Here is a 20,979-nt window from a genome sequence, read left to right as displayed (position 1 = left end):
CGCAGCCTAACCCGCTATAGTGTCACTGCATCTACTCACTTCGTAAGGATCCCCATGCCTCGTGCGCTCATCACTGGCATTACCGGCCAGGACGGCCTGTACCTCTCAGAACTCCTGCTGTCCAAGGGGTACGAGGTCTTCGGCCTGATCCGGGGCCAGAACAATCCGAAGTACGAGTTGGTTCGCGAGACCGTGCCCGAGGTCAAGCTCCTTACGGGCGATCTCATGGACGTCTCATCGCTTGTTCGGATCCTAGACGTTGCGAACGCAGACGAGGTCTACAACCTGGGCGCGATCTCCTTCGTCGCCTACTCGTGGGAGAACGCCTCTGTCACCTCGGATGTCACCGGCAAGGGTGTGCTGAACATGCTCGAGGCGACCCGCCACTATGCGGGGGAGGACATCTCGAAGGTGCGCTTCTACCAGGCATCGTCGTCCGAGATGTTCGGCAAGGTCCAGGAAGTTCCTCAGCGCGAGGAAACCCTGCTTTGGCCGCGCTCGCCCTACGGGGTGGCCAAGGTGTACGGCCACTACATGACGATCAACTACCGCGAGTCGTACGGCATGCACGCGTCCTCGGGCATCCTCTTCAACCACGAGTCTCCGCGCCGTGGTCCCGAGTTCGTGACCCGCAAGGTCTCCCAGGCCGTGGCCCGGATCAAGCTCGGCCTGCAGGACGAGCTCGTTCTCGGCAACCTCGACGCGAAGCGCGACTGGGGCTTCGCTGGCGACTACGTCGAGGCCATGTGGCTCATGCTCCAGCAGCCCGAAGCCGACGATTACGTCATCTCGACGGGCGAGACGCACTCGATCGAGGATCTGCTCGGGGCGGCCTTCGGAGCGGCCGGCATCGCCGACTGGCGACCCTACGTCCGCCAGGATCCACAATTCATGCGACCCGCCGAAGTCGACCTGCTCATCGGCGATTCCTCGAAGGCTCGCCGCGTCCTCGGATGGAAGCCGAAGGTCTCATTCGACGAGCTCGTGGGCATGATGGTCGAATCCGACCTGCGGGAGCAATCCGCTCTGGCCCGATGACGGCTCGCGGGAACGAAGGACGGTCGCCGGGAGTCGCCCTCGTTACGGGCATCTCTGGGCAGGACGGATCCTACCTCGCCGAAGCGCTGGTGCAGCGCGGTTGGAGCGTCCACGGCCTCCTTCGTCCCGGCCATTCATGGTCCGGCGAAGGCGTCACGATCCATGTCGGAGACCTCACCAACTCCGACCGGCTCGCGGCGGTAGTGCGGGAGACCGCCCCCGACGTCATCTACAACCTCGGCGGCATTAGCTCGGTCGGATACTCTTGGAACGAGCCCTATGACACGGCGCTTGTCACGGGAGCGGCGCCTATCGCTCTTATGGACGCCGCGCTCCAGCTGCAGCGTTCGGAGGGCAAGGCCGTGCGCTTCTTTCAGGCGTCAAGTGCCGAAATCTTCGGTGCCGCGTCGGCTCCACAGAGCGAGTCGACTCCTCGTGCCCCGATCAGCCCCTACGGGGTCGCCAAGTCGATGGCGCACGCTGCCGTCGCCGTTTTCCGTTCGCAGGGCCTCGCAGCCTCGGCGGGAATCCTCTTCAACCATGAATCGGTGCGCCGCCCGCCGTCGTTCGTCACACGCAAGATCACCCTCGGCGCAGCGGCGATCAAGCTTGGTCTTCGCACTGAACTGGTACTGGGAAACCTCAACGCCCAGCGCGACTTCGGCTGGGCGCCCGACTACGTCGAGGCGATGATAGCGATCGCTGGTGCCGAAGAGCCGGACGACTTCGTCATTGCGACCGGCGTTGCGCATTCCGTCCGCGAATTCGCCGAGGCCGCGTTTGCCTCGGCGGGCCTCGGCGAGATCGATCGCTACCTGCGCATCGACGCAAGATTCTCTCGAGCCGCCGACGCGCCTACCATGCGCGGCGATGCGAGCAAGATCGCCCGTGTGCTGGGCTGGAAGGCCAGCACCTCCTTCGAAGACGTTGCGCGGAAGATGGTCGAACACGATCTCGCCTGGCTGCAAGAGCACGGCGACCAAGGCCTCAACCTGTGATCAGAGGGATTCTTGAAAGCCGGTAGCGCGAGAGAAGAGCTTGAACCGTACGGCGAGGGAATCGACTCTACTCCGCGCGGGGCGGCGTGGGTCGGCGTATCCTCGGGCGTCGCCGCGGTGGCCGGCGTTGTCATCATGTTCATTGCGAGCCATGTCCTGACTCCGGCTGACAACGCCGAGTTCCTCTCATTCTGGGCTGGCCTGTTCTTCATCAACGGCCTCCTCGGCGGCGTCCAGACCGAGGCCACGCGCGCGGTCAGCGCGGTCAGCCGCGACGCAGTCAGGCGTTCGGGGGCGCGAATCAGCTCTGCGGCGATGATCGTCGGCGCAGCTTCGGCGGTGATCCTCCTCGCCCTCAGTCCCGTCCTCGGCACCGTGGTCTTCAGGAAGGACGGGTGGGTCGCCGTCGGCTGTCTGACAGTCACCGCGCTCGTCTTCCCGTTGCATTCGGCTCTCTCAGGGGTCCTCCAAGGACTGAGACAATGGGACCGCTTCGGCCAGCTCGTCTCACTCGAAGCGACGCTGCGCCTTGTCGGCGTGGCCGTCGCAGGTGCCATCGGCGCGGCCTTGGGCGGGGTCGAGGCCGCGTGCCTGACCTCGCTCCTGGCCTGGATTTCACTTCTTGCGGCGTCCCGACGCGCCCGCAGCGCCCTCCGGATGCGCACGTCACTCACGCTCCCGGCTCTCCTCGCCAACATCGGCCACACGCTGCTTTCGGCGGCGTCCTCATCGGCGCTCGTCGTGGGCTTCCCGATCCTGCTCAAACTGACGACGTCGGCCCAAGACTATGCGCTGACTGCGCCGCTCCTGCTCGCTGTCTCGCTCACGAGAGCCCCGATCATGATTCCGCTGCAGGCGTTTCAGGGAGTCGCCATCGCTCACGTCGTGCGCAACCCCGACTCCGGATGGCGCGCGCTCAGCAAGCCGCTCCTGTGGGTTTCCCTCATCGGTGCCGTCGGGACGGTGCTCGCGTGGTTCGTCGGGCCGCCCATCATGCTGCTCTTCGGCTCCGCCTACGTCGTCTCGCCGTGGGTCGTCTCGGCCCTGACCCTCGCCGCGGTCCTCATGGCGATTCTGACGCTTCTCGGCACCGTCGTCATCTCGCTGGGCCACCACGCGGCCTTCTCGCGTGGATGGCTCGTCGCCACCATCGTCTGCATCGGCGTGCTATTGCTCCCCCTCGGACCGGATGTCCGCACGGTCCTCAGCCTGACGTTGGGGCCGCTGTGCGGCGCCGCCATCCACGCGCTGAGCCTGGGCCCCCGGCGCCGGAAGAGCTAGCGGCGTCGAGCACGGTCTCGGTCTCTCCGGTCGCTGGACTAAAATCAGCCGCCCAGCATGAACCGGCTGAGCCGGGCCAGAACCTTGTTCCGTTCCAGGTGCTCGAAGTGGTACTCCCGGGCCCGCTCCCCCATGGCCTGCCGGTCCGCTTCGGACAGCTCGTAGACGGCTCGCAGGTTCGCCGCGAATGCCGCGGAGTCGCCGGCCGGGCCGACAAAGCCGCACCGGGCCTCATCCTCGACGAGATGCTTGACCTCGCCGTCCATCGCGAGCACCATCGGGCGCCCGCCGGCTACGTAGGAAAGCACCTTGGCCGGAACCGTCGCCTCGAGGAGATCGCTCTTCACGAGGCAGCCGATCAGGACCGCGGCGCTCCCGAAATACTTCGGCATCTCGGTCGCGGGATGGTAGCCCTCGAAGCGGAACACGTGCTCGAGGCCCCGCGCCCTGACCTGCTCCTCGACCTCGGATCGGCTCATGCCGTCGCCGACGATCAGCCACGTGATGTCCAGGCCCTCGGCCTCGAGCTGCTCCGCCGCATCGATGATCGTGCCAAATGACTGGGCCGGGCTGATATTGCCGGTGAAGACAGCGGTGAACTTGCCGCCGAGGCTCTCCTCGAGCTCCGGAGAGAGGACGGTCTCCTCATAGAACTTCTCGGCGGCTTGCGGGACGACCTCGATCTCGTCCTTCGGCTTGCCGGTGATCTCCGCGAGCCGGTCGCGCATGAGCTCCGACAGGACAACGATCTTGTCCACCCTGCGGTAGTGCCAGTGCGACACGCGCGTCGCGAGCTTCCGCAGCCATGGAGTCTTCACGTCCAGCACCGAGAAGAGGTTCTCTGGCCAAAGGTCCAAGACGTACATGACCGTCGTGGTGCGGGTCAGGCGTCCCAGCGCGATCCCGGCCCAGGCCATCATCACCGGGGAGAGCTGGTAGATGAAGATCCGGTCGAAGCGGCGGAACAGCAGGCGCGGCAGGTGGAGCAGGCTCGTGACCGGGAACGACATGTAGTTCAGGAAGATCCTGAGGTTCGAGTTGTTCCCACGCTTGATCTCCGGCGCGCGGTGGATCCTGATGCCGCGGTGCTCCTGCTTATACGGCCCGCGAAGCGAGTACCCGGGAAAGAACTCCCCCTTCGGGTAGTTCGGAAGCCCGCAGAGGACCTCGACGCGCATGCCCTGTTCTACGAAGTAGTCGCAGATGTCGTTGATTCTGAAGCCTTCGGGCCAAAAATGCTGCCCGACGACCAGGACTCGAGGCGTTGAGGCCACTCGCCTACACTCCGGCCAGCAACTGCTGGATGTAATCCGTGGTCTTGACCTTCTCGACGACCTCGTCGACCGTCAGCTGCCGTGTGTTGTGCGACGTGTACTCCTCGGTGCTCTCCGAGACGAGCTCACCTCGTTCCACGAACTTGCCGTAGTTCAGATCGCGGACGTCGGCGGGCACGCGGAAGTAGCCGCCAAGATCCTCGGCCTTGATGCGTTCCTCGCGGGTGAGAAGGGTTTCGTGCGCCTTCTCGCCGTGACGCGTCCCGATAACCTGCACCTCGACGTCGGACTGGAAGAGCTTCTTCATGGCCAGGGCCAGGTCCCCCACCGTGGACGCATCCGCCTTCTGGACGAAGAGGTCACCTTGGTTCGCGTGCTCGAACGCGAACAGAACGAGCTCAACGGCCTCGTCGAGGTTCATGAGGAAGCGGGTCATGTTCGGGTCGGTAACCGTCAACGGGTTGCCGGCCCGGATCTGCTCGGCGAAGAGGGGAATGACCGAGCCACGCGACGCCATGACGTTGCCGTAGCGGGTGCACGCGATGAGCGTCTTCGACGGGTCGACGTTGCGGGACTTCGCGATGATGACCTTCTCCATCATCGCTTTCGACGTACCCATAGCGTTGATGGGGTACGCAGCCTTGTCCGTCGAGAGGCACACGATCCGGCTGACGCCCTCGTCGATCGCGGCCGTCAGCACGTTGTCCGTTCCGAGGACGTTCGTCCGAACGGCTTCCATGGGGAAGAACTCACACGACGGAACCTGCTTGAGCGCGGCGGCATGGAAGATGAAATCGACCCCGCGAACCGCCTCGCGGACGGACTCCAGATTGCGGACGTCACCGATGTAGAACTTCAGCTTCTCATTGTTGAAGGCCTTGCGCATATCATCCTGCTTCTTCTCGTCGCGCGAGAAGATTCGGATTTCGCCGATATCCGTGTGCAAGAAGTGCTTTAGGACCGTATTTCCAAATGAGCCGGTTCCGCCCGTTATCAGCAGAGTCTTATCCTTGAACAACGCGTCTCCTCAATCGAAACAGGCCGGGTGCGTCCGGCGGAGCCCGTTCGATGATATCAGCCACCCACCTTGGAGCCTGACCCGTGGCGCCCTGAGGGCACGGCCGCGAAGCCCACGCGTGCGGGGGCCTATGCCCGCTCCGGGTAGAATCACAGCTATGCCCACTGCCCTGCATCGCCGCGTCCTTGTGATCATACCCGCGTGGAATGAAGAAGCTACGGTCGGGACGACGGTTTCGGAAGTGCTGGCCCAGCCCGAAGGACTCGATGTCCTCGTTGTCGACGACGGCTCAGCGGACGCGACGGCGCGCGAGGCATCGCGAGCGGGGGCCGAGGTTCTGCGGCTTCCGTTCAACATGGGCGTCGGCGGGGCCATGAGGGCAGGCTTCAAGTTTGCGCAGCGCCATGGATACGACGCCGTCATTCAGGTCGACGCAGACGGTCAGCACAACGCCGATGACATCAAGTCGGTCATCGCGGGTCTCGACCACGCGGACATCTCGATCGGAGCCCGCTTTGCGGAGCGCGGCAACTACAGGGCGACGGGCCCGCGGCGGTGGGCCATGGTGTTTCTCGCCTTCGTCGTCTCGCGCATCGCCAAGGTGAAGTTGACTGATGTCACGTCCGGCTTCAGGGCCGGAAACCGGCGGGCCGTTGCCCAGTATCTGGACCACTACCCCGCCGAATACCTCGGCGACACGCTTGACTCGCTCGTCGTGGCAATCCGCTCGGGGTGCAAGGTAGTTCAGGTCCCGGTCGAAATGCGGCCCCGACAGGGCGGGCAGCCGAGCCATAATCCCTGGAAGTCTGCAGTGTATCTGCTGCGGGCGGTCCTGGCCCTTGTCTTCGCACTCACGAGAAAACGTTCCACAGTCAACATCGGCCAGGCGGGAGCTTGATGGGAAACAACTTCGCAGCGTTCATCTTTGCGCTCATCATTCTGGGAGTGGTGCTCGAACTTCTCCGACGCAAGGTGTTCCGAGAAAAGTACGCGGCCCTCTGGCTCATCATCGGCGCGTGCGCCCTGATCCTGGCGGGCTTCCCGGGACTGCTGTCCTGGGTCAGCGGGATCCTCGGCGTCCAGGTGGCGTCGAACCTCCTCTTTGCCCTGTGCATCATCCTCTTGCTTGGGGTGTGCCTCCACCTCTCGTGGGAGCTTTCGGTTGTCGAGGACGAGAACCGGACGCTTGCCGAGGAGGTCGCGATCCTCAGGAACTCCGTGGAACGAGTCGAACGGCGGCTCCAGGCGGTCGAAGAGTCGACAGACGCCTAGGCACGCGCACGCATATGCAGAAGGCTCCGGGCTTTGCCCGGAGCCTTCTGCATGAGTTGGGTCAGCTGACGCCCTGCATGAAGATTCCGGCCCGCCGGTGGTGGGTCTTCGCCGTCGAACGAATGAAGTTGACGGTTCGGCGCGAGGTGTCGTCGATCTGGTAGTCCTGCGGAATCGTCGGGCGCCCATCGGCCTTGTACTGGCTCAGCACGATGTCGACCGCGTCGACAATCGTGTCGGCGCTGACACCCGCGGTGATGATCGCTGCCGTGTCGAGCGACTCAGGACGCTCGATGGCATCCCTCAGCGTGATCGCGGGGAAGCCGAGAAGCGAGGACTCCTCGCTGATCGTGCCGCTGTCGGAGAGGACGCAACGCGCCTCCTGCTGGAGCCGCACGTAGTCGTTGAAGCCAAACGGCGGATGGAACACGAGCCCAGCCTTGAGGCTGTCGGGCTGCGCCTCGAGACGCTTCCGCGTCCTCGGATGGGTCGAGACCAAGACCGGAATGCCATGCATCTCAACAAGGGACTGAAGGGCCGCGAGGATCTCGGCGAGGCGCTCGGAGCTGTCCACGTTCTCTTCGCGGTGGACGCTGACCAAGAAGTACTCTCCACTGCGGAGGCCCTGCCGCTCGAGAACGTCCGACTCCGCGATACCCTTCACGTTCCCGGCGAGCACCTCCTTCATCGGCGACCCCGTGAGGAGGATGCGCGAAGGGTGGATGCCTTCGCCGAGCAGATTGCGGCGGGCGTGCTCCGTGTAGACGAGGTTGTAGTCTGAGACGTGATCCACGAGACGGCGGTTGGTCTCCTCGGGGACGTTCTCGTCGAAGCAGCGGTTGCCGGCCTCGAGGTGGTAGACCGGAACCCTGAGGCGCTTGGCCATCAGGGCCGAGATGCAGCTGTTCGTGTCGCCCAGCACCACCATCGCGTCGGGCCGCTCGGCGAGAATGACCCGCTCGACTCGGCTGAGGATCGATCCGAGGACCGCTCCCAACGAGCTGGTGTCCGCCTCCAGGAAGTGATCGGGGCGCCGGAGTCCGAGGTCCTCGAAGAAGACCTCGTTCAGCTCGTAATCGTAGTTCTGGCCGGTGTGAACCAGGACGTGATCAGTGGACGCGTCGAGGCGCTTGATGACCGCGGCGAGTCGGATGATCTCCGGTCGCGTGCCAACAACCGTCATGACTTTCAGCTTGCCGCCAGGCGCGCTCATACTTCCTCCGGGATGGTGTCGGGTGAGGCAGGGTCGTAGATTTCGTTGATCCAGAACATCGTGTACAGGGCGTCGGAACCAGTATTCGTGATCTTGTGCGTCCACATGGTCGGCATGTCGATCGAGACCGGGTGGTCGCCGTCGACCGTGTAGGTATACACCTTGTCGTCGAACATCCGACGCATGGCGATCTCTGCGCTGCCGCTGAGCACCGTGAACCGCTCGATCTTACGTCGGTGGTAGTGCTGGCCGCGGGTGATCCCAGACACGGTCGTCGAGAAGGAGGACTGCCCCTCCCCGCCCCGGCTCCTCACGACCTCAAAGAAGGAGCCGCGTGAATCCGCATGGCGCGTCAGCCGGATGGGAAGCATATCCCCCACGAGAAACGACCGGTAGGTGTTGAAGAGATCGCGATCGAAGGCGTCGACGATGTCAGGGACGGTGCCGTCCTGATAGACCTTGGCGAGTTCCTGGAGCTTCTCGGCGACGCCGCTCACGGACATCGTGCGCACGTGGTCAGCCATGCGATCCACCGGGAGCTCGCCGAGCAAGACCTCCGCCGCCCGCTGGGCGTGCAGGAACCCGAGCTCCTTGTCCTGATGGATCTCGGGGGCGAGACCTTGGGCGACGAGGTCGCTGAACGTCGCCACGACGGAGTTGTACCGCGGGCGCCCATGCTCGCCGAAGATATTCGGAAGGTGCGCATTGGTGTACGCCGCGCCGATGGCGCGGGCCTGCTCGGCCAGGATCTCGCCGGCGGCCTCCTTCGCGCCCCCGTAGACGCTCCCGTTGCCGGCCTGAACCGAGTTCGAGAACGCAACGCGTGGAGGCGGAGAGTCGACCGAGGCCAGCGCGGCTGAAATCTGGCGTGCCGCGACGCGGTTGCCCTCGTGCACCTCGTCGTCTGTTCCGCGGTTCACCCCCGCGAGGTGCACGAGCAGGTCGGCGCCCTCGAGGGCCGAACGGGCGGCCGCCTCGTCGAAGCCGGGTCCGAGCCGGATCGGCTCGACGCTGTGCCCGAGGCTGTGCGCGAGGACTCGGGTGTGCCACCCGAGGAAGCCCTGAGCGCCGGTCAGCGCAATCTTCATCTCCACCTACCCTTGGTTGCCGCACGCCGTGATGCGGAGCAGTTTGGCCGTCCCTTGCTGATCAACAATCTGCGCGATCCCCGACTGGGTCAGGTTGTCGAGGCCCTTCACGCCGTGGTCGCCTCCGTGGACTTCGTGGTGACCGAAATCCAGGACGTACGTGATGTGAAGGCTCTTCACGGCCTGGCACACCGCGGGATCGTTCTTGGCATCGTTCAGATGGTCATAAATCGTCGGGAGGCCCGGCGGCACCTCACTGAGGATGTGGGCCTGAGCCGTTCGGCGGTCCGCGATGGCATACGCGAGGGAACTCCCGTTCCACGGATTGCCCACGAGGACGGCATCAGCGGGGGTCTCGGAGTCCAGGCGCTCGAGGAGAGCCATCTCGTCCGTGGAAATGAGCGGGGCTGAAGGCGTAATGCGATAGGAACCGGCGGCAGCGTTCGCGGCGTCGCGAATAGAACTGGTCTGGATCGCCACCGCGGACAGGGCAATCGCGACCACCGCGGCCGCAGGGAGCAGGATCCTCGTCGCCTCCGGACGACCCCGACCCCAGTACCTGCCGACCAGGAGCACCCCGCGATCCCAGACCCACAGGCCGCCAGCAACTGCCAGAGGAATGCCGATGACCGGGAGCAGTGCGGCCAACCGCGGAGGGTCGTTGTAGTACACGCCGGTCAGGGCCGTCCTGAGCTTGCCGAACGGCATGCCCGCCACGACGACGAACAGCAGCCCAATGACCGCGTACACGCCGAGAAACCACCTGCGGCCGGCCGGCCGCACCGCCCACGCGATCCCCACGAGGGCCAAGATCGCGGGCAGCCACGTGGGGGGCCTTCCGATCCCGGAGAGGGCCAGGAGCTCGCCGACCGCCTGTCCCACTGTCTCGACCGGTGCCCACGTCGCTGCGGACGACGGCGGCCTGATCAGGGCCCACGCTGCGGCGGCCACGAAGAGGCCACCGACGAGTACCCCAATCGGCAGGATCCTTCCGCTGGCGAAGCCCCTCCGGCGCACCCATCCGGCCCACACCATGAGAAGGAGCGGCAGCGCGACCGCAAGAAGCGTCATGAGGCTGTTGGGGTGAGCCAAGGCGAGCCCGGGCACACTCATGAGCAGCAGGAGCGCGGTCATAAGTCGACCAGGTTGCGCTTCGGCGCCGATCCCCAGTGCCCGCACGAGGAGGGCGACGATGGCGGGAAGCAGCGCCGTGCCAAGGAAGTTCGGGAAAAGGACGCCGAAATCGAGCAGGAGGATGGGGAAGGCGCCGAAACCCGTTGAGAAGACGGCGGCGAGCCACAGGGCAGCGGGCCGTTCCCCGACGAGGGCCCGGGTCAGGGCCATCATGGACAGGGGCCACACGACGCTTCCGATCACGAGGTTGACGACGTTCGTCGCAACCGTGATCTCAATCCCAGGACCGGCTACGAGCGCCACGATGTCGTGCCACGCGGCGGGATAGAACCCGCCGCCTGTGAGCGTCGAGACGAACATCGACGAGGCGTTGCCGGTGTCCAGGATGTAGCGGACGGCATTGAGATGGAAGATGTTGTCAAACGTCTGGGACAGAGAATCCGGAGTGCCGAACACGTACATCAGACGACGTCCTATGAGCACCGCCGCGACGGCAAGCGCTGCGACGCCGGAAAGTACCTTGCCCGACTGACGCCAGTCCGGTCTGGAAGCCTGGTTCCCCCGACGGGTTCGCCACGCCACGAGACCGCAAACCAGCGCTGCCACGAGGGTCCCCAGCGCTACAGGTATACCCGACCATGTGAGGCCAAGCCAGGGCGCAACGATTGCAGCCAGCGACACCACAGACACAGAGATCGGCGCCGCGAATGCCGCCAGCTGGAAGGGCCTGAGCCGTGCGGCCACCCCAACGATCAATCCCGGGACGAACATCACGGCGAGGGACGCCATGACGGCGGGAGTGATTGACCACCAGCTCAACGAAAACCCCTTCTTAACCTAGCTTTCGGGCCCGCGGGCCCCGATTGTCTGCAGCCTACAAAGCGGTGCTGCGCATCGCCTCGACGGCACCGTCGATCTTTCCGTCGAACTGGACCTTTCCCTGACGAAGCAAGATCCCCCGATCGCACACCTGCTTGACCAGTTCGAGGTCGTGGCTCACGACGACGAGCGTCTTGCCCTCGGCCGCGAGCTCCTTGATCTTGGCAATGCACTTGCGCTGGAAGGGCTCGTCGCCGACGGCGAGGATCTCGTCCACGAGGAAGACCTCGGGATCCGTGTGCACCGCGACGGAGAAAGCCAAGCGGAGATACATGCCAGACGAATAGAACTTGACCTCGGTGTCGATGAACTCCCCGATCTCGGAGAATTCCACGATCGAATCGAAGCGCTCGTTGATCTGCTCCTCGCTCATGCCGAGGATGGCGCCGTTGAGGTACACGTTGTCGCGACCCGTCAAGTCGTGGTGGAATCCCGCTCCTACCTCGATGAGGCCGGCCACCCGACCCCGCGTCAGGACGCTTCCCGAGTCGGGCAGCATGACGCCCGAGATGTGCTTGAGGAGCGTCGACTTCCCAGATCCGTTGAAACCGAGGAGGGCGACGGTCTCGCCCTGCTCGACAACCAATGAGACGTTGTCGAGGGCAAAGAACTTGTGGCTCAGATCGCCCTTGCGCCCCTTGAGGAGCCAGACCAGCGCTTCCTTGAGCGAGCGGGTGTGACGGAGCACGAACTGCTTGCTGATGTTTTGGACGTCAATCGCGGTGGCCACGTCAGAGCTCCTGGGCGAAGCGGCCCTCGAGCCGCCGGAAGGTGAACTGGCCGATCACGACCACCACAACGGACACGACGAGGCCGACCGGAAGCCACAGGGCAAGGAGATTCGGCGGCAACTCAGCCGTGCCAGACGTCGTCGGGTACCAGAAGGCGTAGTGGAAGATCTCGACCGCAATCGTGATCGGATTCGCCTGGTAGACCGCGAAGAATCCGGCGCCGAGCGTGCCTCGCACCATCGTCCAGACATAGAGGACGGGCGACGCCCACGTGACGATCATGAGCAGGAGGTCGACGATGTTCTCGAAGTCTCGGAAGTACACATTGACAGCCCCGAAGAACAGGCCGAGGCCCGTCGCCAGCAAAGCCACGACGATGAACCCAGCGAGCGCCGCAGCAATGTGAAGCACGGACGGGTGCCAGCCCGAGAAGACGCACGCGACGATGAGGACCACGAGCTGCGGGAAGAAATGCACGCCTGAAACCCACACCGACGCCACCGGGAACAGTTCCCGAGGAAGATAGATCTTCTTGATCAGGCTCCCGTTGCCCACGATCGACCGCGCGGCGTTACCGAGGGCCTCGGTGAAGAAGTTGATCAGGATGATGCCCGAGAACAGGTAGACGGCGTAGTTCTCCGTGCCCTTGTTGAGGCCGAGGAAGACCCCCAGCGCGAGGTAGAACACGATGAACTGGACGCCCGGTTTGACGTAGCTCCACAGGAGGCCGAGGACGGAGCCTCGATAGCGGACCTTCAGCTCCTTGCGGACCAGAAGCTTGAGAAGGAACCTCGCTCGAAAGGTGTCGGCCAAGCCCGAGCCGACGCCGGGCCTGGCCAGTTCGTCCGTGCTGCTCACCGAGAATCGCTCACCGTGTGTTCGTCGAAGGTCTTCTTCCACGACTCAATCGAGGTCAGCCCGTCGAGGGCGGCCTTGTAGCGCAGGCTCAGCGGACGCCAGCGCGCAAGCAGATCGGCGTGAAGACGAGCGCTCTCGGCGAGCATGCGCCGCAGAACCTGCGGATCGCGCTGGTACCAGGACGCGCCCGTGCCTTCGGCGTTGGAGACGACCGCCGAGTCGTACTGCGACATGCGCCACCACTTGTTGTCGATGTGCGGCACGTTTGCCTGCGGACGCTCCTTGCTCGACTCGACCACGGGCTGAATGAGCTGCCGGATCACCGTCTTGACGGCCCACGGGACGAGCAGCGCTGCGCTCGGCCGGCTGAAGCCCTGACCGTGACGCGGCGGCTTGGCCATGCGCGGAGCCGGGAAGGCGTCGGGGTCCGGCTGGAACGTCGAGTCGGAGTGCTCCGAGAGCATCTTGCGGATCTCGGGAAGCCGCGTGCTCAGAAGCTCGGGCAGGGCTTCGGGTCCCTTGAGGAGGTCCTGAACGGCCCACGTCCGCCCCTCGACGGTCGCGTACTGCATCGAGACGAGGTGCTTGAAGTCGTCCTGCTGGAGTTCGCGGATCACCCGACCGCCGAGCTCGTACGGGCTGTGCAGGAGGGCAGTGATCGCACGGTTCCGAGTGTGGAAGTAGGCCTGCCACCCCACGAGATCGTCCTTGTCGATCCACGAGACGTGCCACACCGCGGCACCGGGCATGGAGACCGTGGGGAAGCCCCGCTCCTTGGCGCGGAGGCCGTACTCGGCGTCGTCCCACTTGATGAAGATCGGCAGCGCCAGCCCGATCTCACGGATGACCGACGTCGGGATGAGGCACATCCACCAGCCGTTGTAGTCGACGTCGGTGCGCCGGTGAAGCCATGGGGTCTGCCGAAGGTTGGAGACCATGAAGTCGTGACCGAGTTCCGCGTCCTCGCTCGGCAGAGCCGGCTGGATGCGGTACGGGTTCACAATCTCACCGAAGGTGTGGAGCACGGTCCGGTTGTAGAGGTCGAACATGTGGCCGCCCACGAGGGTCGGCGTCTTGCAGCGATCCGCGAACGTGACGAGTCGGAGGATGCTCTCGGTCTCCACGACGATGTCGTCGTCCATGAGGAGCGCGTAGTCGCTGCCGTTGGCCACGGCCTCGTACATGCCCCGTGAGAATCCTCCCGATCCGCCCAGATTGCTCTGCTCGATGACCCGAAGCCGGCCGCCGAGCTGCGTCTTGACCTCGTCGAAGCCATCCGCCTCCGAGACCTTCTGCGTGCCCTGATCGACGATGAGGATCTCCTGGAGCGCCTCGAGCGCCTCCGGGTCCTCGGCGAGGAGGCGCAGGTTGTTGAGGCAGAAGTCTGTCTTGTTGAGGGTCGTGATCTGAAGCGTCACTGCCCCACGACGCGGGGCCGGGCCGGGCGCCTGCCATTCGGCGCCGCGGACGATGACCGGCTCAGCGCCGGCGACGACGTCGAACCAATACCAGCCGCCGTCGCCAAACGGCTTGAGCGTCAGGTCAAAATCGGTCGTGGTCTGGCCCTCGACGCGCTGCGCGTCGACACGCTGGAGCGATCCGCGCGAGTTGGACTTGTAGACGATAATCGCGCCTGTGCCGGTCGTGGTCACGGTCAACCGGACGGAGTCGACCGTGGTCCAGCGCCGCCAGTAGCTCGCGGGGAACGCGTTGAAGTACGTTCCGAAGGAAACCCGCTCGCCGGGGCGGACGCTCATCGAGGAGCGTGAGAGGAAGTCCTCGGCGTGGGCCTCACGCGTCACACTGTTGATGGTGCGCGGCTTGGCATCGCGCTTGTCCTGGTCGCCCATCGTCGGCAGCTGGACGCCGGCGGCGGCACCCATGTCGACATACAGGGGCACGGTGTCCATCTGTGCCTGGGGCGGAAGAATGACGCGCTGAAGGGTCTGCCATTCCATCTCGGACTCCTCTTCGCCGATCGACTCCGATGCTTCGAGAACCGTCATGCGTCCACTCCTCCACTAACCAACGCCTCGCCCTTGGCGAAGTGCGGCTCGATCTTGTTGTCGAACGCGCTCAGGGCCGAACCGATGGCCATGTGCATGTCCAGGTACTTGTACGTGCCAAGGCGCCCACCGAAGAGGACGGACCGCTCGGCCCTGGCGAGGTCGCGATAGGCCAGGAGCTTCGCGCGGTCGACCTCGGTGTTGATCGGGTAATAGGGCTCGTCGCCCTTCTCCGCGAAGCGCGAGAACTCGCGCATGATGACCGTCTTGTCGGTCTGGTAGTTGCGCTCCGGGTGGAAGTGGCGCGGCTCGATGATGCGCGTCCACGGGACGTTGTCGTCGTTGTAGTTGACCACCGACGTGCCCTGGAAGTCACCCACCTCGAGCACCTCCTCCTCGAAGTCGATGGTGCGCCACGAGAGGTCGCCCTCGGCGTAGTCGAAATAGCGGTCCACGGGGCCCGTGTAAACGACCGGCACGTTCCCGACCACGTTGCTCTTGTTGATCGGCTGCGACTCGTCAAAGAAGTCCGTATTGAGCTGCACCGTGATGTTCGGGTGGTCGGCCATCCGCTCGATCCACGCCGTGTAGCCGTTGGTTGGGAGACCCTCGTACGTGTCGTTGAAGTAACGGTTGTCGTAGGTATAGCGGACGGGGAGCCGCGAGATGATTCCGGCGGGCAGATCCGTCGGATCGGTCTGCCACTGCTTGCCCGTGTAGTGCTTGATGAACGCTTCGTATAGCGGGCGCCCAATGAGCTGGATGCCCTTGTCGTTCAGGTTCTGCGGGTCGGTGCCCGCGAGCTCGCCGGCCTGCTCCGCGATGAGCGCCCGCGCCTCCTGCGGCGTGTAGTTGGCGCGGAAGAACTGGTTGATGGTGCCGAGGTTGATCGGCAGCGGGAAGACCTCGCCCTTGTGCACGCCGTAGACGCGGTGCACGTAGTTCGTGAAGGTCGTGAACTGGTTCACGTAGTCCCACACGCGCTCGTTCGACGTGTGGAAGAGATGAGCGCCGTACCGGTGCACCTCAATGCCCGTCTGGGCATCGTCCTCGCTGTAGGCATTGCCGCCGATGTGATGGCGACGGTCGATCACCGTGACTTTGAGTCCGAGCTCCTTGGCAGCCCGTTCGGCCACCGTGAGGCCGAAGAAGCCGGATCCGACGACGACGAGATCAGCGTCCACAAATTCTCCTGATAGATACGTCGGCCCGCCCAATCGCGGCCTTGGAGTGTCAGCACCTAGGCTACCCGAGGGGTCCCGCGATCCCTGAATCAGCGTGAGCTCAGGGGCTCAGGCCCAAGGCGACGGCCAGATCAGGGGCGAGCGTCTTCGCGAACGTGTTCGTCATGTGATTGTCGCGGTAGACGAGGACGTTGCCGACGACGGCGGGGCACGCGCCATCGCGGCAGAAGAGCCGCGAGAGGTCGACGACGTCAACGCCGGGCACCTGCCGCGCGGCCGCCACGAGCGGATCCTTCCCGCCCTCGAAAGCCTCGGAGGCCGCCGTCGTACATTCATCCCCGCGGCCATACCTCTGCACGCATTCCACGGGGTTGCCGTGCGGATACGGCAGGTCGGCCATGACGGCGACGCGCAGCCCTGCGGCGCGTAGGCCCGAAAGGGACTGCGCGTATCCGTCGACCAGCGAAGCATCCGGCGACCATGACCAGCCGAGCGCCTTCTGGTAGCTGGACTCGCGCATCCCCGCGACCAGGACAAGGTCGGGCTTCTGCTCGATGACCTTCGCCGCAGTCTGGGCGTTTTGGCTTGAGCAATTGGAGTACACCGTCGTCGTGGTTCGCGGCGGCGTGAGCGCGAACGGGCAGCCGTTCCTCACCATCGCATGAATCCTCAGCGGAGTGGTCCGCGAGATCGCGATGAGCGGGTCCACGAACTGAGCCGCGTGTGAATCGCCGAGGACCTCAATCGTCGGCACGCCCGGTGCCGCCGGCGAGCCGAACCAGCAATCTGTGTCGGGCACGGTGGCTGGGTCGTAGACCCCGCAGGCGCCGGCATTGGTTGCCGGCACGTCCTGCATCGCCACCGAGGGGTCCGGACGAAGGGGCAGGCCCAGGGGCGCTGCCCGGGGATGCGTGGACCACGTCTGGGCGCCGGGGTAGTCGCGGTCGGAGAGCTCGACCAACAGCTGCGCCCGCTTGGTTTCGACCACCTGCCAGGGCACCCACGCGGTCACGGCAACGCACGCCGCGAGCGCGAGCGCGAGGCCGAAGGCGCTCCGGTATCCGACCCAGGCGGAGTTCTCGGCCGGCCTTCTGGGCGAGCGCCGTCGGAACGGCTGCTCAATCCAGCGGTAGGACGCAGCGGCGAGGAGGAGGCTCAGCGCTCCGAGCCCGAAGGCCTCACGGATTCCGGGGGCTCGGCCGAGGAGGGCCACCGCGAAGACGACGACGGGCCAGTGCCACAGATACAGCGAATACGATACGTCCCCGATGAAGGCCATCGGTCTGACGCTCAGCAGGGTGGACGGGGACCATGGCGTGGAAAGACTGAGGGGGCCGACCCTCAGCAGCACGGCAGTGCCGAGGACCGGGATGGCTGCGACTGCGCCGGGGAACGGCATGTCGGTGGTCAGGAAGAAGGCGGGAACGATGATAGCCGCACATCCCAACCACGTGATTCCCGACGCGACGCGCCCAGGAAGCTTCGCGATCGGAGGGACCAGGGCCGCGAGTCCGCCCACGGCGAGCTCCCACACCCTCGTCGTGGTAGCGAAGTACGCAATGGTGTGCTCGGCATTGCTCAGGTAGACGCTGTAGAGAAAGGACGTCGCTGCAATCAGGACCAGAGCCGGAACGATGTACCGCCCCGGCGAGCGCTCAGGTGCCGGGCCGGGACCTCGCTCGGCCCTCCGCGTAGTCCGGCGAGCGGCGACGACAAGCATCACGATGAAGAACGGGATGACGAGGTAGAACTGTTCCTCCACAGCGAGCGACCAGAAATGCTGCAACGGTGACACCGCCTCCGTCGCGCCTGCATACGAAACGGCCGACAACGCCTGGTGCCAGTTCTGCACCTGAAGCAGAGAGAAGAACGCGTCGGAGGAGATCGACTGCCACCGGCTCTGGGGCAGCAGCAGCACGGACCCGACGGAAACGGCCACGAGAACGGCGGCCGACGCCGGGAGGAGCCTGCGTATTCGCCGTGCATAGAACGCCCGAATCGAGATGGTGCTGCGCTTCGCCGCCTCCCTCGCGAGGGACCCGACAATCAGGAAGCCAGAGACGACAAAGAAGACGTCCACGCCGATGAACCCGCCCGGAAGGGAATCGGGCCGCAGATGGTAGACAACGACCAGACCCACGGCCAACGCACGCAGACCCTGGATGTCACGCCGAGGCGAATGGCTTGCCCTGGCATCCACGCGAGCCGTCGTCGGGCCGTGCCTCATATGGTCCCCTTTTCAACGCTCCGCGGAGTCAATTGCACGACGTCGGCGGACTCAGGCGAGCCCACTCTCGCCGACGGCCGAGTCTATCGGACAACGGTAGGCCAATTCCCAGCTTTTGATTTGTCCACATCGGGCCGTCTGGGCCAGCGGGGTCGATCAAGAACCGCCTATCCTCTCGCTGAGGAACAGGTTGGGGGCCATGGAACTTCATTTCACTCTCGTCGCGCCGGAGTGCGGGGATCACGCCGTTCGCGAGCTGGTCGCAACGGTTCAGCCCGGAACGAGCGGCGCCGACATCGCGAGCGAGCTCGTTCGCCTCTTCGGAGTGACGCGGATCGAGGTCGAGGGACGCCCGCTCGCAGGTCTCACCGTGGGGTCGCCGCCCCTCCGAAGCGGAGCTCTGCTCTTGGCCGGGAGTGCGCGGGGACCAGTGAATGCGCCTCGGGCCCCGCTGGTCTTCGCGGTGCGGAGCGGTCCCGCCGCGGGATCCGTCTTCGCGCTCGAACGAGGCGTGAACACCGTGGGGCGCGGGCCGGACGGCCGCGGGCTGGATGGCAAGTTGGACGACGGGCCGGTGCGCCGACTGGAGGGCCGGCGCGACGTGATGGCGTTGCCTGACCCCGAGCTGTCGCGGGAGCACGCGCGCTTCGACGTCGGCGAGTCCTCCGTGCGCCTTGTGGACGCGGGAAGTCGCAACGGAACGACCCTGGACGGTCGCCGTGTCCGCGAGGCCCTGGTCACTCGGGGCCAGAGGATCAGATTCGGCTCGACGACGGGGAGCCTCGAAGTCTCGGGAGGGGCCCGGCTGCACGCCGGTGCGGGCCGGCTTCACGGCGATCCGTTGCGAGTCGCGCGCCCAGCGGGCGGGCGGCCGCGGCTGGCGCTCCTCGCCATGGCCGTCGTGCCGCTCGTCCTCGGGGTCGGCGTCGCGGCGTTCACGGGTCAGTGGATGTTCCTCGCACTGTCCGGAGTCTCAGCGGCGGCGGCCCTGCTTCCCCTCGTGGAGGGAAGAAAGGCTCGGCGGGTGTTCGGGAGGGCGCTCACGCAAGCGGTCGACGACGACCTTGCGCGCAGGCTTCGGGCCGCCCCCGACGCCTACGAGATCTGCACGCAAGAGGGCGCTGCCGCGCCGGAATCCCCCGCGCTCCAGGGGACGGTCGTTCTGCGGGTTGGCACGGGACGGCAGCGAGCGGACGTCGTCGTCGACCCGGACGACGGCGCCCCGGTCCCCGAGCATCCTTCGGCACCCATCGTCGTGCCGCTCGAGGGTCTCGTCGCCGTGAGGGGTCCCCATCGCGCCGTCGAGGGACTCGCCAGCTTTCTTCTCCTCCAGCTGGCGTCTCTGCCCGTAGCGGCGGGGCTCAGGGTTGTCGTGGCCGGCGGTTCCCGATCCTTTCGGCTGACCGCGCGGTTTCTGCCGCGCGTGCGGGTCCTCTCGGACGAAGAGTGCGGCGACCCCGCCCGCGCGCGGCAGGCGTTCGGGGCGGGCGAGCGATGCTGCCTTCTGCTCCTCCCGAATCTGCCCCGGGCCGTCGGGAGAGATGTGGTGACGGCGGCCCTCGCGGTCGGGCTCCCTGTCATCGACGCCGCGCCCACTCAAGGCGCAGGCATCCAAGTTCGTGCCGCGGCCGAGATTGACGTCGGCCGGACGCCAGCCCGGCTTCGGACCCGCGGGGAGGACACTGAATTCATCGCCGACCTCATCCCGGCCCGCGCCTTCGCTGCCGCGGCGCAGCACCTCGGCGCTGTCGGGGAAACGGACGACGGCGGGACCTTGCCGGGCCGCTGTTCGCTCGATTCAGTGGTTGGCCTCGCCGAAGGAGATCTGGCCGAGGCATGGACGCGCGCGGACCTGGCGGCAGAGGCCTCGGTCCCCGTCGCGCTCGGCCTGGGGCACGCGGGGACTCTGACGATTGACCTTGTGGCCGACGGTCCTCACCTGCTGATCGCCGGCACGACGGGCTCGGGGAAGTCCGAACTGTTGCGATCCCTGATTGCGAGCGCGGCCGCCTCGTATTCGCCGCGCCGCATCACGTTCCTGTTCGTGGACTTCAAGGGCGGATCGGGCCTGGAGCCACTCGCACGCCTTCCGCACTGCGTGGGACTCGTCTCCGACCTCGCGGGGGAGATCGACCGCACGCTGATTTCGCTGCGCGCCGAGGTGGTACGACGCGAGCGGATTCTCGCCGAGGCCGGGTGCGCAGACCTTATCGACTATCAGCGCCTAAGCGATCAGCACCTGAGCGATCAGCACCTGAGCGATCAGCGCCTGAGCGGCGGGCACGAGCCGCTCGCGCGGCTTGTGCTGGTCATCGATGAATTCCGGATGCTGGTCGAGGAGAACCCCGAAGCCCTGACTGAATTCCTCAGGATCGCGAGCATTGGCCGCTCCCTCGGACTCCATCTCGTGATGGCGACTCAGCGTCCTCAGGGGGCTGTGAGCGCCGATATCCGCGCGAACGTCGGGTCGGTGATCGCCCTGCGCGTCGCGGGAGAGTCGGAATCGCGCGACGCGATCGGCTCCCCCGCGGCGGCCCGCATCCCCGCCGGGATCCCCGGCCGCGCCCTCCTGGTGGCTGGAGCCAACGAACCGGTCGAATTCCAGACCGCCTCACTCGGGCTTGCCGGGGAACGTGCCGCGCGGCAGCCGGTGCGGATCGTGAGCGCCGACAATTGGCTCACGGCCGGCTCACGCGGTCGCGAGGAGTCGCTGTCACTCACCCCAGCGGAGGCGGCGGCGGGCTTCGTTGAGGCCGCGCGCGCGGTGTGGTGCGCCGC

At 65.7% G+C, this 20,979-nt stretch carries 16 protein-coding genes; 6 read left to right on the top strand and 10 right to left on the bottom strand.

From position 1 onward, the window contains the following. Positions 1-54 precede the first annotated feature (54 nt). The 3 genes from ACLN58_RS04460 to ACLN58_RS04450 are packed head-to-tail and all read left to right on the top strand — an operon-like array spanning position 55 to position 3,317. The gene (locus ACLN58_RS04460; RefSeq protein WP_415854076.1) at positions 55-1,038 is read left to right on the top strand and encodes a GDP-mannose 4,6-dehydratase; all 984 of its coding nucleotides are present in this window, start codon (positions 55-57) and stop codon (positions 1,036-1,038) included. Next, the gene (locus ACLN58_RS04455; protein ID WP_415854075.1) at positions 954-2,036 is read left to right on the top strand and encodes a GDP-mannose 4,6-dehydratase; all 1,083 of its coding nucleotides are present in this window, start codon (positions 954-956) and stop codon (positions 2,034-2,036) included. The genes ACLN58_RS04460 and ACLN58_RS04455 overlap by 85 nt, the downstream gene beginning before the upstream one ends. A gap of 12 nt (positions 2,037-2,048) precedes the next feature. Continuing rightward, positions 2,049-3,317, top strand: coding sequence for a lipopolysaccharide biosynthesis protein (locus tag ACLN58_RS04450; RefSeq protein ID WP_415854074.1), 1,269 nt, complete (start codon positions 2,049-2,051; stop codon positions 3,315-3,317). 44 nt (positions 3,318-3,361) lie between these two features. Here ACLN58_RS04450 and ACLN58_RS04445 read toward each other — a convergent pair whose 3' ends face one another. Then, a complete protein-coding gene (locus ACLN58_RS04445) occupies positions 3,362-4,591 on the bottom strand; it encodes a glycosyltransferase family 4 protein (protein WP_415854073.1) in 1,230 nt (409 codons plus the stop codon). A 4-nt stretch (positions 4,592-4,595) separates the two neighbouring features. Continuing rightward, complete coding sequence (locus ACLN58_RS04440) at positions 4,596-5,609, bottom strand: polysaccharide biosynthesis protein (RefSeq protein ID WP_415854072.1); 1,014 nt, start codon at positions 5,607-5,609, stop codon at positions 4,596-4,598. Between the two features lie 157 nt (positions 5,610-5,766). Here ACLN58_RS04440 and ACLN58_RS04435 point away from each other — a divergent pair, with 157 nt between their 5' ends. Beyond that, positions 5,767-6,507, top strand: a complete 741-nt coding sequence (locus tag ACLN58_RS04435) for a glycosyltransferase family 2 protein (protein WP_415854071.1) — start codon at positions 5,767-5,769, stop codon at positions 6,505-6,507. Continuing rightward, positions 6,507-6,881, top strand: coding sequence for a DUF2304 domain-containing protein (locus ACLN58_RS04430; RefSeq protein WP_415854070.1), 375 nt, complete (start codon positions 6,507-6,509; stop codon positions 6,879-6,881). The genes ACLN58_RS04435 and ACLN58_RS04430 overlap by 1 nt, the downstream gene beginning before the upstream one ends. 61 nt (positions 6,882-6,942) lie before the next feature. Here the strand turns inward: ACLN58_RS04430 and wecB are convergent, their stop codons facing one another. The 8 genes from wecB to ACLN58_RS04390 all read right to left on the bottom strand — a co-directional run bounded on the left by wecB (position 6,943) and on the right by ACLN58_RS04390 (position 18,201). Beyond that, the gene (gene wecB, locus ACLN58_RS04425; RefSeq protein ID WP_415854069.1) at positions 6,943-8,094 is read right to left on the bottom strand and encodes a non-hydrolyzing UDP-N-acetylglucosamine 2-epimerase; all 1,152 of its coding nucleotides are present in this window, start codon (positions 8,092-8,094) and stop codon (positions 6,943-6,945) included. Continuing rightward, the gene (locus tag ACLN58_RS04420) at positions 8,091-9,182 is read right to left on the bottom strand and encodes a capsular biosynthesis protein (protein ID WP_415854068.1); all 1,092 of its coding nucleotides are present in this window, start codon (positions 9,180-9,182) and stop codon (positions 8,091-8,093) included. Before ACLN58_RS04420 ends, wecB begins: the two co-directional genes overlap by 4 nt. A 6-nt stretch (positions 9,183-9,188) precedes the next feature. Beyond that, positions 9,189-11,087 (bottom strand): DUF6541 family protein, encoded by a 1,899-nt coding sequence (locus ACLN58_RS04415; protein WP_415854082.1) that lies wholly within the window; start codon positions 11,085-11,087, stop codon positions 9,189-9,191. A 103-nt stretch (positions 11,088-11,190) separates the two neighbouring features. After that, entirely contained in the window at positions 11,191-11,925 is a 735-nt protein-coding gene (locus tag ACLN58_RS04410) for an ABC transporter ATP-binding protein (RefSeq protein ID WP_415854067.1), read from the bottom strand. Between the two features lies 1 nt (position 11,926). Further along, positions 11,927-12,784 carry an ABC transporter permease gene (locus ACLN58_RS04405; protein ID WP_415854066.1) on the bottom strand — a complete coding sequence of 286 codons (858 nt, stop codon included), beginning with the start codon at positions 12,782-12,784 and terminating at the stop codon, positions 11,927-11,929. After that, positions 12,781-14,790: a glycosyltransferase gene (locus tag ACLN58_RS04400; protein ID WP_415854065.1), complete on the bottom strand. Its 2,010-nt coding sequence runs from the start codon at positions 14,788-14,790 to the stop codon at positions 12,781-12,783. Before ACLN58_RS04400 ends, ACLN58_RS04405 begins: the two co-directional genes overlap by 4 nt. Beyond that, the gene (glf, locus tag ACLN58_RS04395) at positions 14,787-15,974 is read right to left on the bottom strand and encodes a UDP-galactopyranose mutase (protein ID WP_415854064.1); all 1,188 of its coding nucleotides are present in this window, start codon (positions 15,972-15,974) and stop codon (positions 14,787-14,789) included. Before glf ends, ACLN58_RS04400 begins: the two co-directional genes overlap by 4 nt. Positions 15,975-16,074: 100 nt before the next feature. Next, the gene (locus ACLN58_RS04390; RefSeq protein WP_415854063.1) at positions 16,075-18,201 is read right to left on the bottom strand and encodes an acyltransferase family protein; all 2,127 of its coding nucleotides are present in this window, start codon (positions 18,199-18,201) and stop codon (positions 16,075-16,077) included. Between the two features lie 199 nt (positions 18,202-18,400). On the opposite strand from ACLN58_RS04390, the gene ACLN58_RS04385 reads away from it, so the two are divergent. Next, a partial coding sequence (locus tag ACLN58_RS04385) for an FtsK/SpoIIIE domain-containing protein (RefSeq protein WP_415854062.1) occupies positions 18,401-20,979 on the top strand: 2,579 nt, incomplete at its 3' end.

Origin of the sequence: Sinomonas sp. G460-2, from assembly GCF_047759905.1 — a bacterium.
GTDB lineage: Bacteria > Actinomycetota > Actinomycetes > Actinomycetales > Micrococcaceae > Sinomonas.
This window is presented reverse-complemented; position numbering and strand designations above follow the sequence as displayed.